The organism is Streptomyces sp. NPDC037083, from assembly GCF_055606485.1.
This window is the reverse complement of record NZ_JBVJSQ010000001.1, coordinates 207,876-228,392: the sequence shown is the minus strand read 5'-3', so window position 1 is coordinate 228,392 and position 20,517 is coordinate 207,876. Positions and strand designations below refer to the sequence as shown.

The following is a 20,517-nucleotide window of genomic DNA, read 5'->3' as shown; positions in this document are numbered from 1 at the left end:
CGTCGCTCGGCTGCGAGCCGGTTCGTGGGCGGCCGCGCAGTTCCCCGCGCCCCCGACGGGTCGCTGCACGTACCCTGTATCCGCATTACAACCCCCCTGTTTTTCTGAGGAAGGCATACGTCGGTCATGGCGCAGCAGGACACCGATCAGCAGCACGCGGGCGTGCTCCCCGTGGACGACGAGGGCTTCGTCATCGACACCGAGAAGACGGAGGAGCGCGAGCTGGCCTGGCGTGAGGCCGGCGTCTCGCGGCCGATCACCGTCGTCGGGAACCCGGTGCTGCACAGGGAGTGCAAGGACGTCACCGAGTTCGGCGAGGAGCTGCGGCAGCTCGTCGCGGACATGTTCGCCTCGCAGCACACCGCCGAGGGCGTGGGCCTGGCCGCCAACCAGATCGGCGTCGACCTGAAGGTCTTCGTCTACGACTGCCCCGACGACGAGGGCGTCCGGCACACCGGCGTCGTCTGCAACCCCAAGCTGGTCGAACTGCCCGCGGACAGGCGCCGGCTGGACGACAGCAACGAGGGCTGTCTGTCGGTGCCCACCGCGTACGCGCCGCTCGCCCGTCCCGACTACGCCGAGGTGACCGGTCAGGACGAGCAGGGCAACCCGATCAAGGTGCGCGGCACCGGCTACTTCGCACGGTGTTTGCAGCACGAGACGGATCACCTGTACGGCTCTCTCTACATCGACCGTCTGTCCAAGCGTGAACGCAAGGACGCCCTGCGGCAGATGGCCGAGAACGAGCCCCGCTACCCCGTGGTCGCCAACGACTGAGTTCGCCCCACGCCCTCGCGACGCCCGGCCGGGATCCCCGGCCCGGGCGTCGTTCGTGTGTCCGACGGACGTTCGATCGTTTACGTACTTCTACTGCACCTCTGCTGATCCATAACCAGTCACGTGGGGGTGGTTTCTCAGCATGTTGGGGTAGTGAAAGAAGCAAATCCGTTCCCAGAACGGTCAGTTGTAGTGCTGAATGGGGAGTGCGGGGATACGCAACGGCGCACGCCCGGCACGGCGGTAGGGGTGTGCGCCCACTGGCGGCTGAGAGGGGTTGTTCGTGCCAGCTTTCCCATACAGCACCACATACAGCACCACCGCGACGGTGACCGCGCCCGTGGTCCCGCCCTCGCTCTCTCTTCCTGTCATCGAGGCGGCGTTTCCCCGGCAACTGCATCCATATTGGCCCCAGTTGCAGGAGAAGACCCGCTCCTGGCTGCTGGAAAAGCGGTTGATGCCGGCGGACAAGGTCGTCGAATATGCCGACGGTCTTTGCTACACCGACCTGATGGCGGGCTACTACCTCGGCGCACCCGACGACGTCATGCAGGCCATCGCCGACTACAGCGCCTGGTTCTTCGTCTGGGACGACCGGCACGACCGTGACGTCGTGCACGGCCGGGTCTCGTCCTGGCGACAACTCAGGTTCCGCTTGCACGCGGCCCTGGACTCCCCGGCGGCCCATCTGCGCCACCCGGATCCGCTGGTCGCCGCGCTCGCGGACACCGTGGCCCGGATGTTCTCCTTCCTTCCGGGCACCTGGAACGCACGGTTCGCCCGCCACTTCCACTCCGTGATCGAGGCGTACGACCGGGAATTCCACAACCGAATCGAAGGGCGCATTCCAGGCGTTGAAGAATATCTCGCGCTGCGTCGGCTGACCTTCGCGCACTGGATCTGGACCGACCTGCTGGAGCCGAGTGCCGGGCGCGAACTCCCCGACCTGGTACGCAAACATCCCTCCTATCGGCGCGCGGCTCTGCTCAGTCAGGAATTCGCCGCCTGGTACAACGACCTCTGCTCCCTTCCGAAAGAATTGGCGGGCGACGAGGTACACAATCTCGGGATCAGTCTCATAACCCATCAGGGGATGACGCTGGAAGAGGCTGTCGAGGATCTGCGGCGACGCATCGAGGAATGCATATCCGATTTCCTCCTCGTCGAGCAGGGCGTCTTACGTCTCGCCGACCGGCTCGCCGACGGGACGGCATACGGAAAGGAACTCGGCGCAGCCGTTGAGGCCTGCGTCGGCAATATGCGGAACTGGTTCAGTTCCGTCTACTGGTTCCACCACGAGTCCGGCCGGTACATGGTCGACAGCTGGGACGACCGGTCCACGCCCCCGTACGTCAACAACGAAGCGGCAGGTGAGAAATGACCGTCGAGTCGGTGAAACCCACGACCCCCGCGGCGCCCGAACTGCGTGAGCCACCGTTGGCCGGTGGCAGGGTCCCGCTCCTCGGGCACGGCTGGAAGCTGGCCCGCGACCCGCTGGCCTTCCTGGCGCGGCTGCGCGACCACGGCGACGTCGTCCGCCTCAGGCTCGGTCCCAAGACGGTGTACGCCGTCACCGCGCCGGAGCTCACCGGGGCCCTCGCGCTCAGCCCCGACTACATCATCTCCGGGCCGCTGTGGGAGTCCCTGGAGAGCCTGCTCGGCAAGGAGGGCGTGGCCACGGCCAACGGCCCGCTGCACCGCCGCCAGCGGCGCACGATCCAGCCCGCGTTCCGGCTCGACGCCATCCCGGCCTATGGGCCGATCATGGAGGAGGAGGCGCACGCGCTCGTCGAGCGCTGGACGCGGGGCGAGGTCGTCGACGTCACCGCGGAGGCCTTCCGGGTGTCCGTGCGCATCTCGGCGCGCTGTCTGATGCGCGGCAGCTATATGGACGCCCGGTCCGAGCGCATCACCTCCGCGCTCGCCACCCTGTTCGCCGGTATGTACCAGCGCATGGTGGTGCCTCTCGGGCCCCTTTATCGGGTACCGATTCCGGCCAACCGCGAATTCAACCGGGCTCTGGCCGATCTGCATCGGCTGGTGGACGAGATCGTCGCCGACCGCAGGGCATCCGGTCAAAAACCGGACGATTTGCTGACCGCTTTGCTGGAGGCGAAGGACGAGAATGGGGACCCGATCGGGGAACAGGAGATCCACGACCAGGTCGTCGCGATACTCACCCCGGGCAGCGAAACCGCCGGCTCAGTGGTCATGTCGCTGCTCCACGTCCTCACCGAGCACCCGGATCAGGTGGACAAGATCCGCGAAGAGGTGAAAAACGTTGTCGGCGACCGTCCGGTCGCATTCGGCGACGTCCGAAAGCTCCAGCACACCGCCAATGTCGTCGTCGAGACCATGCGGCTGTATCCCGCCGTATGGATATTGACCCGGCGCGCGGTGACCGACACCGAGCTCGGCGGCTACCGCATTCCCGCCGGCGCCGACATCGTGTACAGCCCGTACGCGGTTCAGCGCGATCCGCGGTCGTACGAGCGGCACGCGGAGTTCGACCCCGACCGCTGGCTGCCCGGCCGCTCCCCGGAGGTGCCGAAGTACGCGATGACGCCGTTCGGGGTCGGCAACCGCAAGTGCCCGAGCGACCACTTCTCGATGGCCGAGCTGACACTGATCACCGCGGTGGTGGCGTCGGCGTTCCGCTTCGAGCCGGCCCCCGGCTCCGACGCGCGGACGCACATCGGCATCACGCTGCGCCCCCGCAAGCTGCTGCTGCGGGCGATACCGGGGTGAGAGGCACGGCTCAGGCGACGGCCTGCGGGCCGCGGAACGTGCGCCGGTAGGCGTTGGGGGTCGTCCCCAGCGCCTGCACGAACTGGTGGCGCAGCGCGCCCGCCGTGCCGAAGCCGGCCCGCCAGGCGATCGCGTCCACCGTCTCGTCCGTCGCCTCCAGCAGGTGCTGGGCCAGCAGCACCCGCTGGCGCAGCAGCCACCGGTAGGGGGTCGTGCCCGTCTCCTGCTGGAAGCGGCGGGCGAAGGTGCGCGGGGACATGTGGGCGCGCTCCGCGAGCTGTTCGACCGTGACCTCCTGGTCGAGGTGCTGCTCCATCCAGGCGAGCACCTCGCCGACGGTGTCGCACCGCGACCGGGGCAGCGGCCGCTCGATGTACTGGGCCTGGCCGCCGTCCCGGTGCGGCGGCACCACCATCCGACGGGCGATCCGGTTGGCGATCTCCGGGCCCTGCTCCTTGCGGACGATGTGCAGGCAGGCGTCGATGCCGGCGGCCGTTCCGGCCGAGGTGATCACCGGGCCCTCGTCGACGTAGAGCACGTCCGGCTCGACCGTGGTGCGCGGGTACAGCCGGGCCAGCTGCTCGGCGTGCCGCCAGTGCACCGCGCAGCGCCGCCCGTCCAGCAGCCCCGCCGCGGCCAGCACGAACGCCCCGGAACAGACGCTGAGCACGCGCGTGCCCCGGTCCACCGCCCGGCGCAGCGCGTCGAGCAGCTCCGGCGGGAAGTCCCGTCGGCCGTACGTCTCCCCGGCCGGGACGGCGATCAGGTCGGCGCTCTCCAGCCGTTCGAGCCCGTGCTCGGTGCCCACGGTGAAGCCCGCGTGGGTGCTCAGCGTCGGCCCCTCCGCCGAGGCCACGGCGAAGTCGTAGACCGGCAGCCCCTCGTCGCTGCGGTCTATCCCGAAGACCTCGCAGACGACGCCCAGTTCGAAGGGGTGCACACCGTCCAGCAGGATCGCGGCCACGTTCTTCAGCATGCCGACAGTATGCCGCGGCAGTGGCAGTAATTTGAAGATGTGCGGCAGTCCTGCCACTCACGGTCAGGGGCGTCCGGCACAACACTGGTGTCCATGAACGCAAACCAGATCGAAGGCCTCATCGGAATGCTCATGGTCCTCGGGATCCTCGTCCTCCTGGTCCTCCCGTCCGTGTTCGGCATCGTGCGCGACCGTCGCGCCGACCGGCAGATCAGGGAGGCCCAGGAGGCCCGGGGCGAGAGGGAGGGTCAGAAGTCCTCGTCCAGGTCGACGGTGCCCTCCACCGCCACCTGGTACGCCGAGGGACGGCGCTCGAAGAAGTTGGTCAGCTCCTGAACACCCTGGAGCTCCATGAAGGAGAACGGGTTCTCCGAGCCGTAGACCGGGGCGAAGCCGAGCCGCGACAGACGCTGGTCGGCGACGCACTCGAGGTACTGCCGCATCGAGTCGGTGTTCATGCCCGGCAGACCGTCGCCGCACAGGTCCCGCGCGAACTGCAGCTCGGCCTCGACGGCCTCCCGGAGCATGTCGACGACCTGCTCCTGGAGCCGGTCGTCGAAGAGCTCCGGCTCCTCCTTGCGGACCGTGTCGACGACCTCGAACGCGAAGCTCATGTGCATCGTCTCGTCGCGGAACACCCAGTTGGTGCCCGTGGCGAGGCCGTGCAGCAGGCCCCGGCTGCGGAACCAGTAGACGTACGCGAAGGCGCCGTAGAAGAACAGGCCCTCGATGCACGCGGCGAAGCAGATCAGGTTGAGCAGGAAGCGACGGCGGTCGGCCTGGGTCTCCAGGCGCTCCAGCTTCTCGACCTCGTTGATCCACTTGAAGCAGAACTCGGCCTTCTCGCGGATGGAGGGGATGTTCTCCACCGCGTCGAAGGCGGCGGCGCGGTCCTCCGGGTCGGGGAGGTAGGTGTCCAGGAGCGTCAGATAGAACTGGACGTGGACGGCCTCCTCGAACAGCTGCCGCGACAGGTACAGGCGCGCCTCGGGGGAGTTGATGTGCTTGTACAGCGTCAGCACGAGGTTGTTCGCCACGATCGAGTCGCCCGTCGCGAAGAACGCGACCAGCCGGCCGATCATGTGCTGCTCGCCCTCGGACAGCTTCGCCAGGTCGGCGACGTCCGAGTGGAGGTCGACCTCCTCGACGGTCCAGGTGTTCTTGATGGCGTCCCGGTAGCGCTCGTAGAAGTCGGGGTAGCGCATGGGGCGGAGAGTCAGCTCGAAGCCCGGGTCGAGCAGGTTGGTGTTACGGCTGGTCATTACTGGCAGGCCTCGCAGGACTCGGGGTTCTCAAGGGAGCAGGCGACGGCGTCGGGGTCGGCCGCCTGCTGCACGGGGATGGTCTTCTCGGGCTGCGCCTGGGCCTGGGCGGCGCGCGCGATGCGGGTCGCCGGGCGGGAACGCAGGTAGTACGTCGTCTTCAGGCCCGACTTCCAGGCGTACGCGTACATGGAGGAGAGCTTGCCGATGGTCGGCGTCTCCAGGAACAGGTTCAGCGACTGCGCCTGGTCCAGGTACGGGGTACGGGCGGCGGCCATGTCGATCAGGCCGCGCTGCGGAATCTCCCAGGCCGTGCGGTACAGGGCGCGCACCTCGGCCGGGATCCACGCGAAGTTCTGCACCGAGCCGTTGGAGTCGCGCAGCGCCTCACGGGTGCGCGCGTCCCAGACGCCGAGCTCCTTGAGGTCCTGCACCAGGTAGGAGTTGACCTGGAGGAACTCGCCGGACAGCGTCTCGCGCTTGAACAGGTTGGACACCTGCGGCTCGATGCACTCGTACACGCCCGCGATGGAGGCGATGGTGGCGGTGGGCGCGATGGCGAGCAGCAGGGAGTTGCGCATGCCGGTCGCGGCGATCCGCTCGCGCAGGGCCGCCCAGCGCTCGGGCCAGGTGAACTCGACGCCGTAGTGGTCGGGGTGCAGCACGCCCCTGGCGGTACGGGTCTTCTCCCAGGCCGGGAGGGGGCCGTTGCGCTCGGCCAGCTCGGCGGAGGCCTCGTAGGCGGCGAGCATGACGCGCTCGGCGATGCGGGTGGACAGCGCCCTGGCCTCGGCGGAGTCGAAGGGCAGCCGCAGTTTGAAGAAGACGTCCTGCAGGCCCATCGCGCCCAGGCCGACCGGCCGCCACCTGGCGTTCGAGCGGCCCGCCTGCTCGGTGGGGTAGAAGTTGATGTCGACGACGCGGTCGAGGAAGGTGACGGCGGTGCGGACGGCCTCGTCCAGCCGCTCCCAGTCGATGTCGCCGGCCGTCGTGTCGACGAACGCGCCGAGGTTGACCGAGCCCAGGTTGCACACGGCCGTCTCGCCGTCGTTCGTGACCTCCAGGATCTCCGTGCAGAGGTTGGAGGAGTGCACGACGTGGCCCGGCTCGGCCGTCTGGTTGGCGGTGCGGTTGGCCGCGTCCTTGAAGGTCATCCAGCCGTTGCCGGTCTGCGCGAGGGTGCGCATCATGCGGCCGTACAGGTCACGGGCCGGGATGGTCTTCTTCGCCAGGCCGTCCGCCTCGGCCCTGCGGTAGGCCGCGTCGAACTCCTCGCCCCACAGGTCGACCAGTTCGGGCACGTCGGAGGGGGAGAAGAGCGACCACTGCTCGTCGGCGTTGACCCGGCGCATGAACTCGTCCGGGATCCAGTGCGCGAGGTTCAGGTTGTGCGTACGCCGGGCGTCCTCACCGGTGTTGTCCCGCAGCTCCAGGAACTCCTCGATGTCGGAGTGCCAGGTCTCCAGGTACACCGCCGCCGCGCCCTTGCGCCGGCCGCCCTGGTTCACGGCGGCGACGGAGGCGTCCAGGGTCTTCAGGAACGGGACGATGCCGTTGGAGTGCCCGTTGGTGCCGCGGATCAGCGAACCGCGGCTGCGGATGCGGGAGTACGACAGTCCGATGCCGCCGGCGTGCTTCGACAGCCGGGCCACCTGGTGGTAGCGGTCGTAGATGGAGTCCAGCTCGTCCAGCGGGGAGTCGAGGAGGTAGCACGACGACATCTGGGGGTGCCGGGTGCCGGAGTTGAAGAGCGTGGGGGAGGACGGGAGGTAGTCCAGGCGGCTCATCAGCCCGTAGAGCGCGGCCACCTCGTCCACGGCGCGGACGGTGTCATCCTCGGCGAGGCCGGAGGCGACGCGCAGCAGGAAGTGCTGGGGCGTCTCGACGACCTTGCGGGTGATCGGGTGCCGCAGGAGGTAGCGGCTGTGCAGGGTGCGGAGCCCGAAGTAGCCGAAGCGGTCGTCGGCCCGTTCGTCGATCAGGGCGTCGAGGCGGGCCGCGTGGACCCGCACGAACTCGGCGGTGCGGTCGGCGATCAGACCCTCACGGTGACCGACGGCGACCGACGCGGTGAACGAGGTGACGCCCTGCGACGCGGCCTCCGCGGCGATGCTGATCGTCAGCAGCCGGGCGGCCAGCTTCGAGTAGGCGGGGTCCTCGGAGATCAGGCCCGCGGCCGCCTCCGTGGCCAGCTCGCGCAACTCCGCCTCGTCGGCCCGCGAGGACCGGCCGCGCAGGGCGGCGGCGGCGACCCGGCCGGGGTCGGCGTCGGGCAGGTCGGCGGTCAGCTCGGTCAGGGTCCGCAGCAACGCGGTACCGGGACCGTCGGACTCCAGTTCGGCGACTGAAACCGGTTCGGCTGGCGCGATGGTCACGTGGGGGCTCTCCCTCGCTCGGCAGGGGGCCTTGCGCAGGGCAGGGGGCAGCACGCGAGCACGCGGAGGCGTCGCGTCCACCGGCCCACTCCACGAGGCCCGGACGTCAGGGCGCCCGGACCGGAGGGCCGGGCACGCTGTCGGCAGGAGGTCGGACTGAACAGGCGTGCGCATATGGGTATGAATGCACGCGAGTACACCGTTGCGGGACAGTTCCGGATTCGCGCCGGATTCCCCTGTGGCGACAGCGAGCATGAGCATACATCTTGTGCTCGGCTGTCACGCCACCCCCAGATGTTGTGTCGCGCTGGTTTCAGAGCGTCAACTGGTAGGTGAGCAGAGTGATGTCGAACAGGTCCGGCAGGGGCGCCCAGTCCCGCTCGGGTGTGCGAACGAAACCGAGGCGTTCGTAGAGGCGGTGGGCCGTGTCCATGGTGCGCTGGGTCGACAGGACGACGGCCGTGCAGCCTTCCAGCGCGCGCGCCCGCTCCACGCAGGCCCGCACCAGGGCCTCGCCGGCCCCTCTGCCGCGTGCCCGGCGCGCGACCGCCAGCATCCTGATCTCCGCCTCGCCGGGGCGGGCGAGGTCGGCCATGGGGCCGGGGGCGGGGACGAAGGCGACCCCGCCGAGCAGGCGTTCACCGTCCACGGCCACCAGGACCTCGGCGGTGGCCGCCCGCTTCGCCACGTTCTTCAGCTCGTGCAGGTACGCGTCGCCCGACCCGAAGTCGAGCAGGCCGTCCTCCAGGTAGGCGTCGGCCGTGATGTCGCCGAGCGCCTCGTACTCGGCGGGTCGCGCCGTTCGGATGCGTATGTCCATGCCGGGCATTGTGCGGCACACGTACGACGGCGGGCCGCCGGATCTCTCCGACGGCCCGCCGACACCGAACCCGTGGACCGGCCTCGGCCGGTCCGGCGGCAGGGCCTAGTGGGACGCGCCCGCGGTCGCCGGCGGCAGCTCCGCCTGCACGCCCGGGTCGCCCGCGTCCGCCGTGTAGTCCTCGGGCTTCGTCTCGTCGACGCCCTCCGGGGCCTTGGCCGCCTTCAGGACGAACGTCAGCACCACCGTGACGACGACGTTGAGGACGAACGCCGTCAGGCCGATGTAGCCGATCTCGCCGATGCCCGGGATCTCCTTCGACGAGCCGCCGAAGTGCTTCTGGGTCGGGGACGCGACGCCGTACGCGGCGAAGGTGCCGTAGACCATGCCGACCGCCCAGCCGGCGAGCAGGGCCCAGCGGTGGAACCAGCGGGTGAAGAGGCCGCCGACCAGGGCCGGGAACGTCTGCAGGATCCAGATGCCGCCCAGCAACTGGAAGTTGATGGCGACTGTCTTGTCCATGGTGAGGACGAAGACCAGCGCGCCGACCTTCACCAGCAGCGAGACGAGCTTGGAGACGCGGGTCTCCTCCTTGGGCGTCGCGTCCGGCTTGATGAAGTCCTTGTAGATGTTGCGCGTGAAGAGGTTCGCGGCCGCGATCGACATGATGGCCGCGGGCACGAGCGCGCCGATGCCGATCGCCGCGAACGCCACGCCCGCGAACCAGGACGGGAACATGTCCTCGAACAGCTGGGGGATCGCCAACTGCCCGTTGGTGACCTTGACCCCGGCCGCGATCGCCATGAAGCCCAGCAGCGCGAGCAGGCCCAGCATCAGCGAGTACAGCGGCAGGATCGTGGTGTTGCGGCGGATCACCTCACGGCTGCGCGAGGACAGCGTCGCCGTGATGGAGTGCGGGTACATGAACAGCGCCAGGGCCGAGCCCAGGGCGAGCGTCGCGTACGTCCACTGGCCGGGTTCGGCCGGGGTCAGCGCGCCACGCGGCTTGCCCGTCGCCGGATTGGTCTGGCTGAACGCGTCGCCGGCCTTGGCGAAGATGTCGTCGAAGCCGCCCAGCTTGATCGGGATGTAGATGATCGCCACCGCGATGACGATGTAGATCAGCGTGTCCTTCACGAACGCGATCAGTGCGGGAGCCCGCAGACCCGAGGAGTAGGTGTAGGCGGCCAGCACGCCGAACGCGATCAGCAGCGGCAGGTCCTTCACGAACCAGTTGGTGTCCTCGCCGCCGCCGACGCCCATCACGTCGAGCACGGCCTGGATGCCGACCAACTGGAGCGCGATGTACGGCATGGTGGCCAGGATGCCGGTGACGGCGACCGCCAGCGACAGGCCCTTCGAGCCGAACCGGCCGCGCACGAAGTCCGAGGTGGTGACGTAGCCGTGCTTGTGCGACACCGACCACAGGCGGGGCAGGAACAGGAAGATCAGAGGGTAGACGAGGATCGTGTACGGCACCGCGAAGAAGCCGGCCGCGCCCGCCGCGTAGATCGCCGCGGGCACGGCGACGAAGGTGTACGCGGTGTACAGGTCGCCGCCGAGCAGGAACCAGGTGACCCAGGTGCCGAACGAGCGGCCGCCCAGGCCCCATTCGTCGAGGCTGTGCTCGTTCTCGGCCTTGCGCCAGCGTGCGGCCAGGAAGCCCATGACCGTGACGGCCAGGAAGAAGAAGATGAAGACGGCGAGCGCCACGCCGTTCACGCCGTCCTTCACTCCGACGCACCGCCCTTCGCGGAAGCAGAGCCCGCGCGACCGCGCTGGTCGAGCTGCCACAGCTTGTACGCGACCACCGTGAGCAGCGTGGAGATCAGCACCCACAGCATCTGGTACCAGTAGAAGAAGGGGATCCCGATGAACGCCGGATCCACCTTCGCGTACGAACCCACCCACAGCATCGCCACGAAGGGCGCGATCAGACACAGGGCGATGGCGACGCGCGTCGGCGTCACCACCGGTTCCCTCGTTTCCTCGTCGGACATCGGCGGCCGTCCCCTCACTCTGATCGCCTTGATCACAGATGTAATGCGCAGGCAATGTAAGTGACGGATAAGCCCAGCGGAAGACCCTCCACAGACCCTCTACTCGGTGGGCCGCTTCAGCCGCGCCACGAACTTGTACCTGTCTCCCCGGTACACCGACCGCACCCACTCGACCGGCTGGCCCTTCCGGTCCAGCGAGTGCCGGGAGAGCATCAGCATGGGCAGGCCCACGTCGGTGCCGAGCAGGCCCGCCTCGCGCGGGGTGGCCAGGGAGGTCTCGATGGTCTCCTCGGCCTCGGCGAGATGGACGTCGTAGACCTCGGCGAGGGCGGTGTACAGCGAGGTGTACTTGGCCAGCGAACGGCGCAGGGCCGGAAAGCGCTTGGCCGACAGGTGGGTCGTCTCGATCGCCATCGGCTCGCCGTTGGCCATGCGCAGGCGCTCGATGCGCAGCACCCGGCCGCCGGCCGTGATGTCGAGCAGCCCGGCGAGACGGTCGTCGGCGGTGATGTAGCCGACGTCCAGCAGTTGTGAGGTCGGCTCCAGACCCTGGGCGCGCATGTCCTCGGTGTACGAGGTGAGTTGGAGCGCCTGGGACACCTTCGGCTTGGCGACGAAGGTGCCCTTGCCCTGGATGCGCTCGAGCCGGCCCTCGACCACGAGCTCCTGCAGGGCCTGACGGACGGTCGTGCGCGAGGTGTCGAACTCGGCCGCCAGGGTGCGCTCCGGCGGGACCGGAGTGCCCGGCGACTGCGTCTCCGTCATGTCGAGCAGATGCTTCTTCAGGCGGTAGTACTTGGGCACGCGCGCGGTACGGACGGTCGCCCCACCCTCGTTCTCCGCACTGCTGACGTCGGTGCTCATGGCCTGCCTTCCCGGCTGCGGGTGCCGAAACGGCCGACACGCCGTCGGCCGCGGCTCACATCGTGGCACGGACGCGGCGGTGCGTGCGCCACCGTTCCGTGATCCCTCTGTATACCGTCGCAACCTTTGCTGGTCTAGTCCACCAGGGCAAATGGTCTACCGGAGTGCCGCCCTCCGAGGTCGATGTTTTCGACGGCTTCTTACTTAAAGGTTCCTGCATATGTAGGTCCCATAACGGCTGGTCGGAGGGGGTTCGGCCACCCTTGACAGGCTTATTGGTCTGAGCCAAGCTCTGCGCACTGGTCTACACCATTGGTCCAGATCGAGGTCCCGGCCCGTGGGCGGGGGGTGTGGCATCCCTGAGGAGGATGGCGTGAAGCGCAAGCTGATAGCCGCGATCGGTATCGCGGGCATGATGGTCTCCATCGCGGCATGCGGGGACGACAGTGGCAGCGGGGACTCGAAGGGCGCCGACGCCAAGGAACTGACCGTCTGGCTCACCGTCGACGCGCAGAACAACTGGCCCCAACTGGTGAAGGCCGCCGACGCGGCGGTGCAGAAGGCGCACCCGGGCGTCAAGATCAACCACGAGTACTACGGCTGGCCGGACAAGAACGCCAAGCTCGACGCCGTGCTCGCCACCGACAAGGCCCCCGACGTCGTCGAGATGGGCAACACCGAGATGCTCGGCTACATGGTCAAGGGCGCCTTCGCCCCCCTCGACCCCGCCAAGTTCGACAACTCCTCCGCCTGGCTCGACGGACTCAAGGCCTCGGTGACCTACGACGGCAAGACCTACGGCGTGCCGTACTACGCCGGCGGCCGCGTCGCCAACTGGCGCAAGGACGTCTTCGCCTCGGCGGGCGTCAAGTCCACGCCGAAGACGTACGCCGAGCTGACCGCCGCCCTGGACAAGGTCCAGAAGAAGGAGGGCGGCAAGTTCTCCGCCTGGTACCAGCCCAGCCGCGACTGGTACGCGGCCATGTCCTTCGTCTACGACGCCGGCGGCTCGATCGCCGAGGAGGACGGCGGCCAGTGGAAGGCCAACCTGTCCTCGCCCGAGTCCCTCAAGGGCCTCAACGAGTTCAAGACCGTCCTCGACACCTACATGCACGGAGACAAGACCAAGGACGAGTCCGACCGCTACATCGTCTACGGCCAGGGCAAGTCCGGCATGATCTTCGCCCCGGCCTGGGAGGGCGCGACCGCCGCCGCGAAGGAGAACGACAAGACCGGCAAGCTCGCCGGCCACGTCGAGAACTTCGTGATGCCCGGCCCGTCCGGCAAGAACCTCCCCGTCTTCCTGGGCGGCTCCGACCTCGCGGTCCCGGTGAAGTCGGACGCACAGGCCCTCGCCGCCGAGTGGATCAACGCCTTCACCGGCCCCTCCGGCCAGAAGGGCCTGATGGCCAAGGGCAACCTGCCCAACAACAAGACCGACCTCGCGACCCTCAAGAACGACCCGGCGACGGCCGTCCCGGCCACCGCGGCCGAGTCCAACTGGTTCGTCCCGATGGCCCCCGGCTGGGGCCAGGTCGAGAAGGCCCAGGTCCTGCAGACCATGCTGCAGAGCATCGGCACCGGCAAGAAGACGGTCGAGGCCGCCGCCAAGGACGCGGACGCCGCGATCGACAAGGTCATCAACAACAAGTGACCTGAGGGCAGGGCCCCGCAGCGAGCCGGGCCCTGCTCCCCGTACGACCCGAGGGACCGCTGAGGAGCGCGCGGATGAGTGCCGCAGACACGACCACTGCCAAAGTGCCGCCGACGCGGCAGTCGCCACCGCCACCGCCCCCCGGCGCACCGGGCGCCAGGAGACCGCGGGGCGGCCGCCGTTCCGGCGGGCCCGCGACACCCTGGCTGCTCCTCGCCCCCTGCCTGCTGGTCCTCGCCCTGGTGATGGGCTATCCGCTGGTCCGGCTGGTCACCCTGTCCTTCCAGAAGTTCGGCCAGTCCCAGCTGTGGGGCTTCCAGCCGGCCGAGTCCGCCGGGTTCGACAACTTCGCGGAGGCGCTCGGCGACGGGGAGTTCTGGCGGGTCGTCGTCCGCACGATCGTCTTCGCGGCCGGCTGCGTGATCTTCACGATGGTCCTCGGCATGCTGATCGCGCTGCTGCTGCAGCGGGTCTCCGGCTGGGTGAAGACCCTCGTCAACATCGCGCTCGTGGCCGGCTGGGGGATGCCCGTCATCGTCGCCACCACCGTCTTCAAGTGGCTGTTCGACGCCGACTACGGCATCCTCAACGCGGTCCTGAGCAGGCTGCCGGGCGTCGAGCTGATCGGCCACAACTGGTTCGCCAGCGGACCGCAGGGGCTGGCGGTCATCATGCTCCTCGTCGTCTGGGGCGCGGTGCCCTTCGTGGTCATCACCCTCAGCGCGGGCCTCACCCAGGTCCCCGCCGAGCTGGAGGAGGCGGCCCGCCTCGACGGCGCGGGCGCGTGGGGAGTCTTCCGGTACGTCACCCTGCCCATCCTCAAGCCGGTCATCGTGATGCTGACGACCCTGTCGGTCATCTGGGACATGGGCGTCTTCCCCCAGGTCTTCGTGATGCGCAACGGACATCCCGAGGCCGAGTTCCAGCTCCTGACGACGTACTCCTACGACCGCGCCTTCGTCGTCAACGACTACGGCCAGGGCTCGGCGATCGCCCTGATCACCGTGGTGCTGCTGCTCGGGGTGGTCGCCGTCTACATGCGCCAGATGCTGAAGATCGGAGAGGTCGAATGAGCGCCGTTGCCTCCGAGGCGAGCCGGGCGGGAAGCCGGTCCGGGCGCCGCAGGACCAGGTTCGGCTGGAACCTCCTCGGCCTGCTCGTCTTCGCCGTCGCCGGCTTCCCCGTCTACTGGATGCTCAACACGGCGTTCAAGCCGGCGAAGGACGCCATCGACCCGGACCCGAGCCTGCTGCCGACGGGCCTCACCCTCGCCAACTTCCGGCGGGCGCTCGACATCGCCGACTTCTGGGGCCCGGTGGGCCGCAGCCTGATCGTCTCCCTCGCGGTCGTCGGGATCGGCGTCGTCGTGGGCATGCTGGCCGCCCTCGCCATCTCCCGGTTCGCCTTCCGCGGCCGCAAGGTCGTGATCGTCGGCATCCTGGCCGTGCAGATGGTCCCGCTCGTCGCCATGATCATCCCGGTCTTCCTGCTGCTGAACGACCTGAACCAGTACGACAAACTGTCCGGCCTGATCATCACGTACCTGACCTTCATCCTCCCCTTCACGGTGTGGACGCTGCGCGGCTTCATCGTCAACATCCCCAAGGAGCTGGAGGAGGCCGCGATGGTGGACGGCTGCAGCCGCACCGGCGCCTTCGTCCGGGTCGTCTTCCCGCTGCTGGCCCCCGGCATGGTCGCCACCTCGGTCTACGGCTTCATCCAGGCCTGGAACGAGTACCTGTACGCCCTGATGCTGCTCAGTCAGAAGAACCAGACCGCGACCGTGTGGCTCAGCAACTTCTCCACCAAGCACGGCACCGAGTACGCCCCGATGATGGCCGGCGCCACCCTGATGGCCGTACCGATCGTCGCCCTCTTCCTCCTCGTCCAGCGCAAGATGGCCGCGGGGCTGACCGCGGGCGCCGTGAAGGGATAACGCCCCCGATGACGACACTCGCCAGCGGCACCACCACGTTCGGCAAAGACAGACTCACGCGCGACGCCCTGACCGTCCTGCAACCGGGCTTCCCCGGCACCACCGCCCCCGACTGGCTGCTGCGCCGGCTCGGCGAGGGCCTGGCGTCGGTGGGCCTGTTCGGCAGGAACATCACCTCCCCCGAACAACTCGCCGCCCTCACCGCCCAGTTGCGCGCCGAGCGGGACGACGTCCTGGTCGCCATCGACGAGGAGGGCGGAGACGTCACGCGCCTGGAGGTGCGCACCGGCTCCAGCTTCCCCGGCAACCACGCCCTGGGCTCCGTGGACGACGTCTCGCTCACCCTCGAGGTCGCCGCCGAACTGGGCCGCCGCCTCGCCGAGTGCGGGGTCAACCTCAACTGGGCGCCCTCCGCCGACGTCAACTCCAACCCCGCGAACCCGGTCATCGGCGTCCGCTCCTTCGGCGCCGACCCCGACCTGGTCGCCCGGCACACCGCCGCCTACGTCACCGGCCTGCAGTCGGCGGGCGTGGCGGCCTGCACCAAGCATTTCCCGGGCCACGGCGACACGGCCGTCGACTCCCATCACGCGCTCCCGCGCATCGACGCCGACCCGGCGGTCCTGACCGAACGCGAGCTGACCCCGTTCCGCGCGGCCATCGCCGCCGGCACCCGCGCGGTGATGAGCGCGCACATCCTGGTCCCCGCCCTGGACCCGGCCCGCCCGGCGACGTTGTCCGCCCGCGTCCTGACCGCCCTCCTGCGCGACGAACTCGGCTACGACGGTCTGATCGTCACCGACGGCATGGAGATGCAGGCCGTCGCCGCGACCTACGGCATCGAGCGCGGCAGCGTCCTCGCGATCGCCGCCGGCGCCGACGCCATCTGCGTGGGCGGCGGCCTCGCGGACGACGACACCGTGCGCCGTCTGCGCGACGCGCTGGTCACCGCCGTCCGCACGGGCGAACTCGCCGAGGAGCGCCTCGCGGACGCGGCGGAACGCGTCCGGGCACTGGCCCGCTGGACGGCGTCGGGTCCCGGTCCGACCGCCGCGCACGCGGGCGCGGCCGAGGGGGAGCCGGGGCGCACGCCCGCGAACGGCGTGCGCGCCGACGTCGGCCTGATCGCCGCCCGCCGCGCCCTCCGGCTCACCGGCGGCGAGGTGTTCACCCCCTTCGCCGAGGCCCCGTTCGTCGCCTCGCTCACCCCGGTCGCGAACATCGCGGTCGGCGACGAGACCCCGTGGGGCGTGGCCGCGGAGCTGGCGGCCCTGCTGCCGGGGACCGAGACGGGCAGCTTCGCGGGCGCGGACGCGGGGCACGCCGCGCTGGCCGCGGCGGGGGAGCGGCGGATCGTCGCCGTGGTCCGGGACGAGCACCGGCACGCCTGGATGGCGGCGGCCCTCGGCACGCTCCTGGCGGCCCGCCCGGACACGGTCGTCGTCGAGATGGGCGTCCCCCAGGCCCCGCCCCGGGGCGCCCTGCACATCGCCACCCACGGCGCGGCCCGGGTGTGCGGCCGCGCGGCGGCGGAGGTCATCGCCGGACGCCGGCGCTGAGACGGCGAAGGCGCCGGTTCCCGACCGGGAACCGGCGCCTTCGCCGTCGTCGTGCGCCGGTCTCAGATGCCCTGCCACTCCGGCTTGGCGGCGTACGTGTGCCGGAAGTACTCCGCCAGCTTCAGCTTGGACGCGGCCGCCTCGTCGACGACGACCGTGGCGTGCGGATGCAGCTGGAGCGCCGAGGCCGGGCACACCGCCGCGACCGGGCCCTCGACGGTCGCCGCGACGGCGTCCGCCTTGCCCTCCCCGGTGGCGAGCAGCACCAGGTGCCGGGCCTCCAGGATCGTGCCGATGCCCTGGGTGATGACGTGGTGCGGAACCTGGTCGATGTCCCCGTCGAAGAAGCGCGCGTTGTCGACGCGGGTCTGCTCGGTCAGCGTCTTGATCCGGGTGCGCGAGGCGAGGGACGAGCACGGCTCGTTGAACCCGATGTGCCCGTCGGTGCCGATCCCGAGCAACTGGATGTCCACACCGCCGGCCTCGGCCAGCGCGCGGTCGTACGCCTCGCAGGCCGCCTGTACGTCCTCGGCCGTGCCGTCCGGTCCGAGGAACGCCCCCATGCCGACGCCCAGCGGCTCCAGCACCTCCCGGCGCAGCACCGAGCGGTAGGACTCGGGGTGCTCGGCGGGCAGTCCCACGTATTCGTCGAGCTGGGCGATCCGCGCCCGCCGGGTGTCCACGGCGCCGGAGCGCACCTTGGCCGCCAGCGCCTCGTAGACGGGCAGCGGGGTGGAGCCGGTGGCCACGCCGAGCAGGGCCTCCGGCTTGCGCCGCAGGAGCTGCGCCATGGCCTCGGCGACGAGCTCGCCGCCCGCCCGGGCGTCCGGAACGATGACAACTTCCACGCTGGCCCGCCGTTCTCGTGTCCGTGTGGTGTGCACGTCTGGGTGGACGTCTTGGGGACGTCCGGAGTGGACATGTGGTTTAGACCAATCCAGGGGTCCAATCTAACAGAATCGGGTGTCCCGGCCCAGGCCGGGACGGGTCCGGCACCGGTACCGCAGGCCACCGAATGTTCTCTAGCGGCCGCTATAAAATGCCCCCATGGTGAGCAGCGAGCAGACCCGGCCCCGGGGCCGCCCCCGGTCCTTCGACCGCGGGGCCGCGCTGGAGAAGGCGGTCCGGGCGTTCTGGGAGAACGGCTACGAGGCGACCTCCGTCTCCGATCTCACCCGGATCATGGGCATCGGGGCCCCCAGCCTCTACGCGGCCTTCGGTGACAAGCGGTCGCTGTTCGAGGAGGTCGTGCGCGTCTACGACGACACCTACGGCTCGTTCCCGCGGCACGCCCTTCAGGAGGAGCCGACGGCCCGCGCCGCCGTCGAGCGGCTGCTGCGGGAGGCGGCCTCGGAGTTCACCGACCCCGACCACCCCTACGGCTGTCTGGTGATCCACGCGGCCGCCAACTGCTCGACGCCCGAGGTGGCCGACGCGCTGCGCCGGCAGCGCGGCGCGAGCATTGCCGCCGTGCGGCGGCGGATCGCGGCGGGCGTCGAGGCGGGCGAGCTCGCGCCGGACGTCGACACCGCGGCGCTCGCCCGTTTCGTCGCCGGGGTCTTCCAGGGCATGTCGCAGCAGGCGCGCGACGGGGCGAGCAGGGGAGAGCTGGAGGCGGTCGCGGAAATTGCCCTGTCCATCTGGCCCCGCACAGGAACCCGCACAGGCTAGGCTGCGTTGTGGATGATAGGGCGTCCGAATACTCACACCAACGAACAACCTCCCCCGCATGGACACCCCTAGTGGTCTAGTCCACAATGACGAGGGGAGAACTGCACACAGAGCTTCCGTCTTCCCCGCACAGGAAGGCGGACCGAGGATCCGGTGCTCTCTGCCCTGACTGCCCCGGCTCCTCACCTTCGGTCGACGGGACCGCACACCCCGCGGCCGATATTGCTCCGGGCTGCGGTGCCGGGAGGGTTGAGGGTCCCTCCCAGGCGCCGCGGCCCGCGGGTGTTTTCACACCCCGCAGATACCCCCAGGTACGCTCGCAGCGTGCCCTCCATGAACGAACTCGTACGCCAGCACACCGCACTCGACGACTCCGACCTCGAGTGGCTGCACCTGCTGGTCTCGGAGTGGCAGCTGCTCTCCGACCTCTCCTTCGCCGACCTGGTCCTGTGGGTCCCCACCAGCGACGGCGCCCGCTACGTCTCCGTCGCCCAGATGCGCCCCAACACCGGCCCCACCTCCTACCAGGACGACATGGTCGGCCACCTCGTCCCCCGCGGCCGCCGTCCCCTGCTGGACGCCGCCCTGGACGAGGGCCGGATCGTGCGCGAGGGCGACCCGGAGTGGCGCGAGGAGGTCCCCGTCCGGGTCGAGTCCATCCCCGTACGGCGCGACGGCCGCGTCCTCGGCGTCATCGCCCGCAACACCAACCTGCTCACCGTGCGCACCCCGAGCCGCCTGGAGCTCACCTACCTCCAGAGCGCCTCCGACCTCGCCCAGATGATCGCGGCCGGCTCGTTCCCGTTCCCCAACCAGCAGATGGACATGGACGCGGCCCCGCGCGTCGGCGATGGTCTGATCCGCGTCGACGTCGACGGCGTCGTCCAGTACGCCTCCCCGAACGCGCTGTCCGCCTATCACCGCATGGGCCTCGCCTCCGATCTGGTCGGCCAGCACCTCGGTCAGACCACCGCGGAACTCGCCCCGACCCGGGGCCCGGTCGACGAGGCGCTCGCCAAGGTCGCCAGCGGATGGGCGCCCCGGGAGTTCGAGATCGAGGCGCATGACGGCGTCATCCAGTTCCGCACGATCCCGCTCAAGCCCAAGGGCACCCGGATCGGCGCGCTCGTCCTGCTCCGTGACGTGACCGAACTGCGCCGCCGAGAACGCGAGTTGATCACCAAGGACGCGACCATCCGGGAGATCCACCACCGGGTGAAGAACAACCTCCAGACGGTGGCGGCCCTGTTGCGGCTGCAGGCCCGGCGCATCGAGTCCGAGCGCGGCCGCGAGGCCCTCGAGGAGGCCGTGCGCAGGGTCGGTTCGATCGCCATCGTGCACGAGACGCTGTCCCAGAACCTGGACGAGCGCGTGGAGTTCGACGAGATCGCCGACCGGGTCCTGGCCATGGTCGCGGAGATCTCGCCGGGCAAGGTCACCGGCCGGCGCAGCGGACGCTTCGGCATCCTGGACGCCGAGGTCGCCACCCCGTTGTCCATGGTCCTCACCGAGATCCTGCAGAACGCCCTGGAGCACGGCTTCCGCGAGGGGGAGACGGGGACCGTCGAGGTCTCGGCGGTCCGCGGCGGCACCACGAAGGAGGGCCGCCTGCTGGTCACCGTCCAGGACGACGGTGTCGGCCTGCCCGCCGGGTTCGACCCGCACACCTCCGGAAACCTCGGCCTGCAGATCGTGCGGACGCTGGTGGAGGGCGAGTTGAGCGGAACCTTCGACATGGTCCCGGCCCCGGAACGCGGCACGCGGGTCATCCTGGACATCCCCGTGCTCGCGCAGAAGTAGGACGCGAGCGGCGCGGGGCCGCGCAAGAGCGTGCGCGCACAGCAAGAAGCCCCGGACCGTTCAGGGGTCCGGGGC

The 20,517-nt window shown here is 69.7% G+C and carries 18 protein-coding genes; 10 read left to right on the top strand and 8 right to left on the bottom strand.

Going from position 1 to position 20,517, the window contains the following annotated elements; translation table 11 throughout:
* The first annotated feature begins 126 nt into the window (after window positions 1–126).
* The 3 genes from def to ACZ7DE_RS01075 all read left to right on the top strand — a co-directional run bounded on the left by def (window position 127) and on the right by ACZ7DE_RS01075 (window position 3,525).
* A complete protein-coding gene (def, locus tag ACZ7DE_RS01085; RefSeq protein ID WP_470756575.1) occupies window positions 127–777 on the top strand; it encodes a peptide deformylase in 651 nt (216 codons plus the stop codon).
* Window positions 778–1,060: 283 nt separating this feature from the next.
* Window positions 1,061–2,158 carry an epi-isozizaene synthase gene (cyc1, locus tag ACZ7DE_RS01080; protein WP_470756573.1) on the top strand — a complete coding sequence of 366 codons (1,098 nt, stop codon included), beginning with the start codon at window positions 1,061–1,063 and terminating at the stop codon, window positions 2,156–2,158.
* Window positions 2,155–3,525 (top strand): bifunctional albaflavenone monooxygenase/terpene synthase, encoded by a 1,371-nt coding sequence (locus ACZ7DE_RS01075; RefSeq protein WP_470756571.1) that lies wholly within the window; start codon window positions 2,155–2,157, stop codon window positions 3,523–3,525. Before cyc1 ends, ACZ7DE_RS01075 begins: the two co-directional genes overlap by 4 nt.
* A 10-nt stretch (window positions 3,526–3,535) precedes the next feature.
* Here the strand turns inward: ACZ7DE_RS01075 and ACZ7DE_RS01070 are convergent, their stop codons facing one another.
* The gene (locus ACZ7DE_RS01070; RefSeq protein WP_470756569.1) at window positions 3,536–4,501 is read right to left on the bottom strand and encodes a GlxA family transcriptional regulator; all 966 of its coding nucleotides are present in this window, start codon (window positions 4,499–4,501) and stop codon (window positions 3,536–3,538) included.
* 93 nt (window positions 4,502–4,594) lie between these two features.
* Here ACZ7DE_RS01070 and ACZ7DE_RS01065 point away from each other — a divergent pair, with 93 nt between their 5' ends.
* A complete protein-coding gene (locus ACZ7DE_RS01065; RefSeq protein WP_470756567.1) occupies window positions 4,595–4,837 on the top strand; it encodes a hypothetical protein in 243 nt (80 codons plus the stop codon).
* On the opposite strand, the gene ACZ7DE_RS01060 is transcribed toward ACZ7DE_RS01065, so the two are convergent.
* From ACZ7DE_RS01060 to ACZ7DE_RS01035, 6 genes are all read right to left on the bottom strand, one after another.
* Window positions 4,750–5,763: a ribonucleotide-diphosphate reductase subunit beta gene (locus tag ACZ7DE_RS01060; protein ID WP_470756565.1), complete on the bottom strand. Its 1,014-nt coding sequence runs from the start codon at window positions 5,761–5,763 to the stop codon at window positions 4,750–4,752. The genes ACZ7DE_RS01065 and ACZ7DE_RS01060 overlap by 88 nt on opposite strands.
* The gene (locus ACZ7DE_RS01055; protein ID WP_470756563.1) at window positions 5,763–8,138 is read right to left on the bottom strand and encodes a ribonucleoside-diphosphate reductase subunit alpha; all 2,376 of its coding nucleotides are present in this window, start codon (window positions 8,136–8,138) and stop codon (window positions 5,763–5,765) included. Before ACZ7DE_RS01055 ends, ACZ7DE_RS01060 begins: the two co-directional genes overlap by 1 nt.
* A gap of 313 nt (window positions 8,139–8,451) precedes the next feature.
* Window positions 8,452–8,958 carry a GNAT family N-acetyltransferase gene (locus ACZ7DE_RS01050; protein ID WP_470756561.1) on the bottom strand — a complete coding sequence of 169 codons (507 nt, stop codon included), beginning with the start codon at window positions 8,956–8,958 and terminating at the stop codon, window positions 8,452–8,454.
* Between the two features lie 105 nt (window positions 8,959–9,063).
* A complete protein-coding gene (gene mctP, locus ACZ7DE_RS01045) occupies window positions 9,064–10,692 on the bottom strand; it encodes a monocarboxylate uptake permease MctP (RefSeq protein ID WP_470756559.1) in 1,629 nt (542 codons plus the stop codon).
* Entirely contained in the window at window positions 10,689–10,958 is a 270-nt protein-coding gene (locus ACZ7DE_RS01040) for a DUF3311 domain-containing protein (RefSeq protein WP_470756557.1), read from the bottom strand. Before ACZ7DE_RS01040 ends, mctP begins: the two co-directional genes overlap by 4 nt.
* A 99-nt stretch (window positions 10,959–11,057) precedes the next feature.
* Window positions 11,058–11,822: a GntR family transcriptional regulator gene (locus ACZ7DE_RS01035; protein WP_470756555.1), complete on the bottom strand. Its 765-nt coding sequence runs from the start codon at window positions 11,820–11,822 to the stop codon at window positions 11,058–11,060.
* Window positions 11,823–12,195: 373 nt separating this feature from the next.
* Between ACZ7DE_RS01035 and ACZ7DE_RS01030 the strand changes: the two genes are divergently transcribed.
* The 4 genes from ACZ7DE_RS01030 (at window position 12,196) to ACZ7DE_RS01015 (ending at window position 16,971) form a co-directional block, all read left to right on the top strand.
* Window positions 12,196–13,476 (top strand): extracellular solute-binding protein, encoded by a 1,281-nt coding sequence (locus ACZ7DE_RS01030; RefSeq protein WP_470756553.1) that lies wholly within the window; start codon window positions 12,196–12,198, stop codon window positions 13,474–13,476.
* 74 nt (window positions 13,477–13,550) lie between these two features.
* Window positions 13,551–14,549 (top strand): carbohydrate ABC transporter permease, encoded by a 999-nt coding sequence (locus ACZ7DE_RS01025; RefSeq protein ID WP_470756551.1) that lies wholly within the window; start codon window positions 13,551–13,553, stop codon window positions 14,547–14,549.
* Window positions 14,546–15,412, top strand: coding sequence for a carbohydrate ABC transporter permease (locus ACZ7DE_RS01020; protein ID WP_470756549.1), 867 nt, complete (start codon window positions 14,546–14,548; stop codon window positions 15,410–15,412). Before ACZ7DE_RS01025 ends, ACZ7DE_RS01020 begins: the two co-directional genes overlap by 4 nt.
* 8 nt (window positions 15,413–15,420) lie before the next feature.
* Window positions 15,421–16,971 (top strand): glycoside hydrolase family 3 protein, encoded by a 1,551-nt coding sequence (locus ACZ7DE_RS01015; protein ID WP_470756547.1) that lies wholly within the window; start codon window positions 15,421–15,423, stop codon window positions 16,969–16,971.
* Between the two features lie 62 nt (window positions 16,972–17,033).
* Here ACZ7DE_RS01015 and nagB read toward each other — a convergent pair whose 3' ends face one another.
* Window positions 17,034–17,819, bottom strand: coding sequence for a glucosamine-6-phosphate deaminase (gene nagB, locus ACZ7DE_RS01010; protein ID WP_470756544.1), 786 nt, complete (start codon window positions 17,817–17,819; stop codon window positions 17,034–17,036).
* 199 nt (window positions 17,820–18,018) lie between these two features.
* Between nagB and ACZ7DE_RS01005 the strand changes: the two genes are divergently transcribed.
* Both ACZ7DE_RS01005 and ACZ7DE_RS01000 read left to right on the top strand, forming a co-directional pair.
* Complete coding sequence (locus ACZ7DE_RS01005) at window positions 18,019–18,642, top strand: TetR/AcrR family transcriptional regulator (protein ID WP_470756542.1); 624 nt, start codon at window positions 18,019–18,021, stop codon at window positions 18,640–18,642.
* Between the two features lie 333 nt (window positions 18,643–18,975).
* Window positions 18,976–20,442: a sensor histidine kinase gene (locus tag ACZ7DE_RS01000; protein WP_470757904.1), complete on the top strand. Its 1,467-nt coding sequence runs from the start codon at window positions 18,976–18,978 to the stop codon at window positions 20,440–20,442.
* Window positions 20,443–20,517 lie beyond the last annotated feature (75 nt).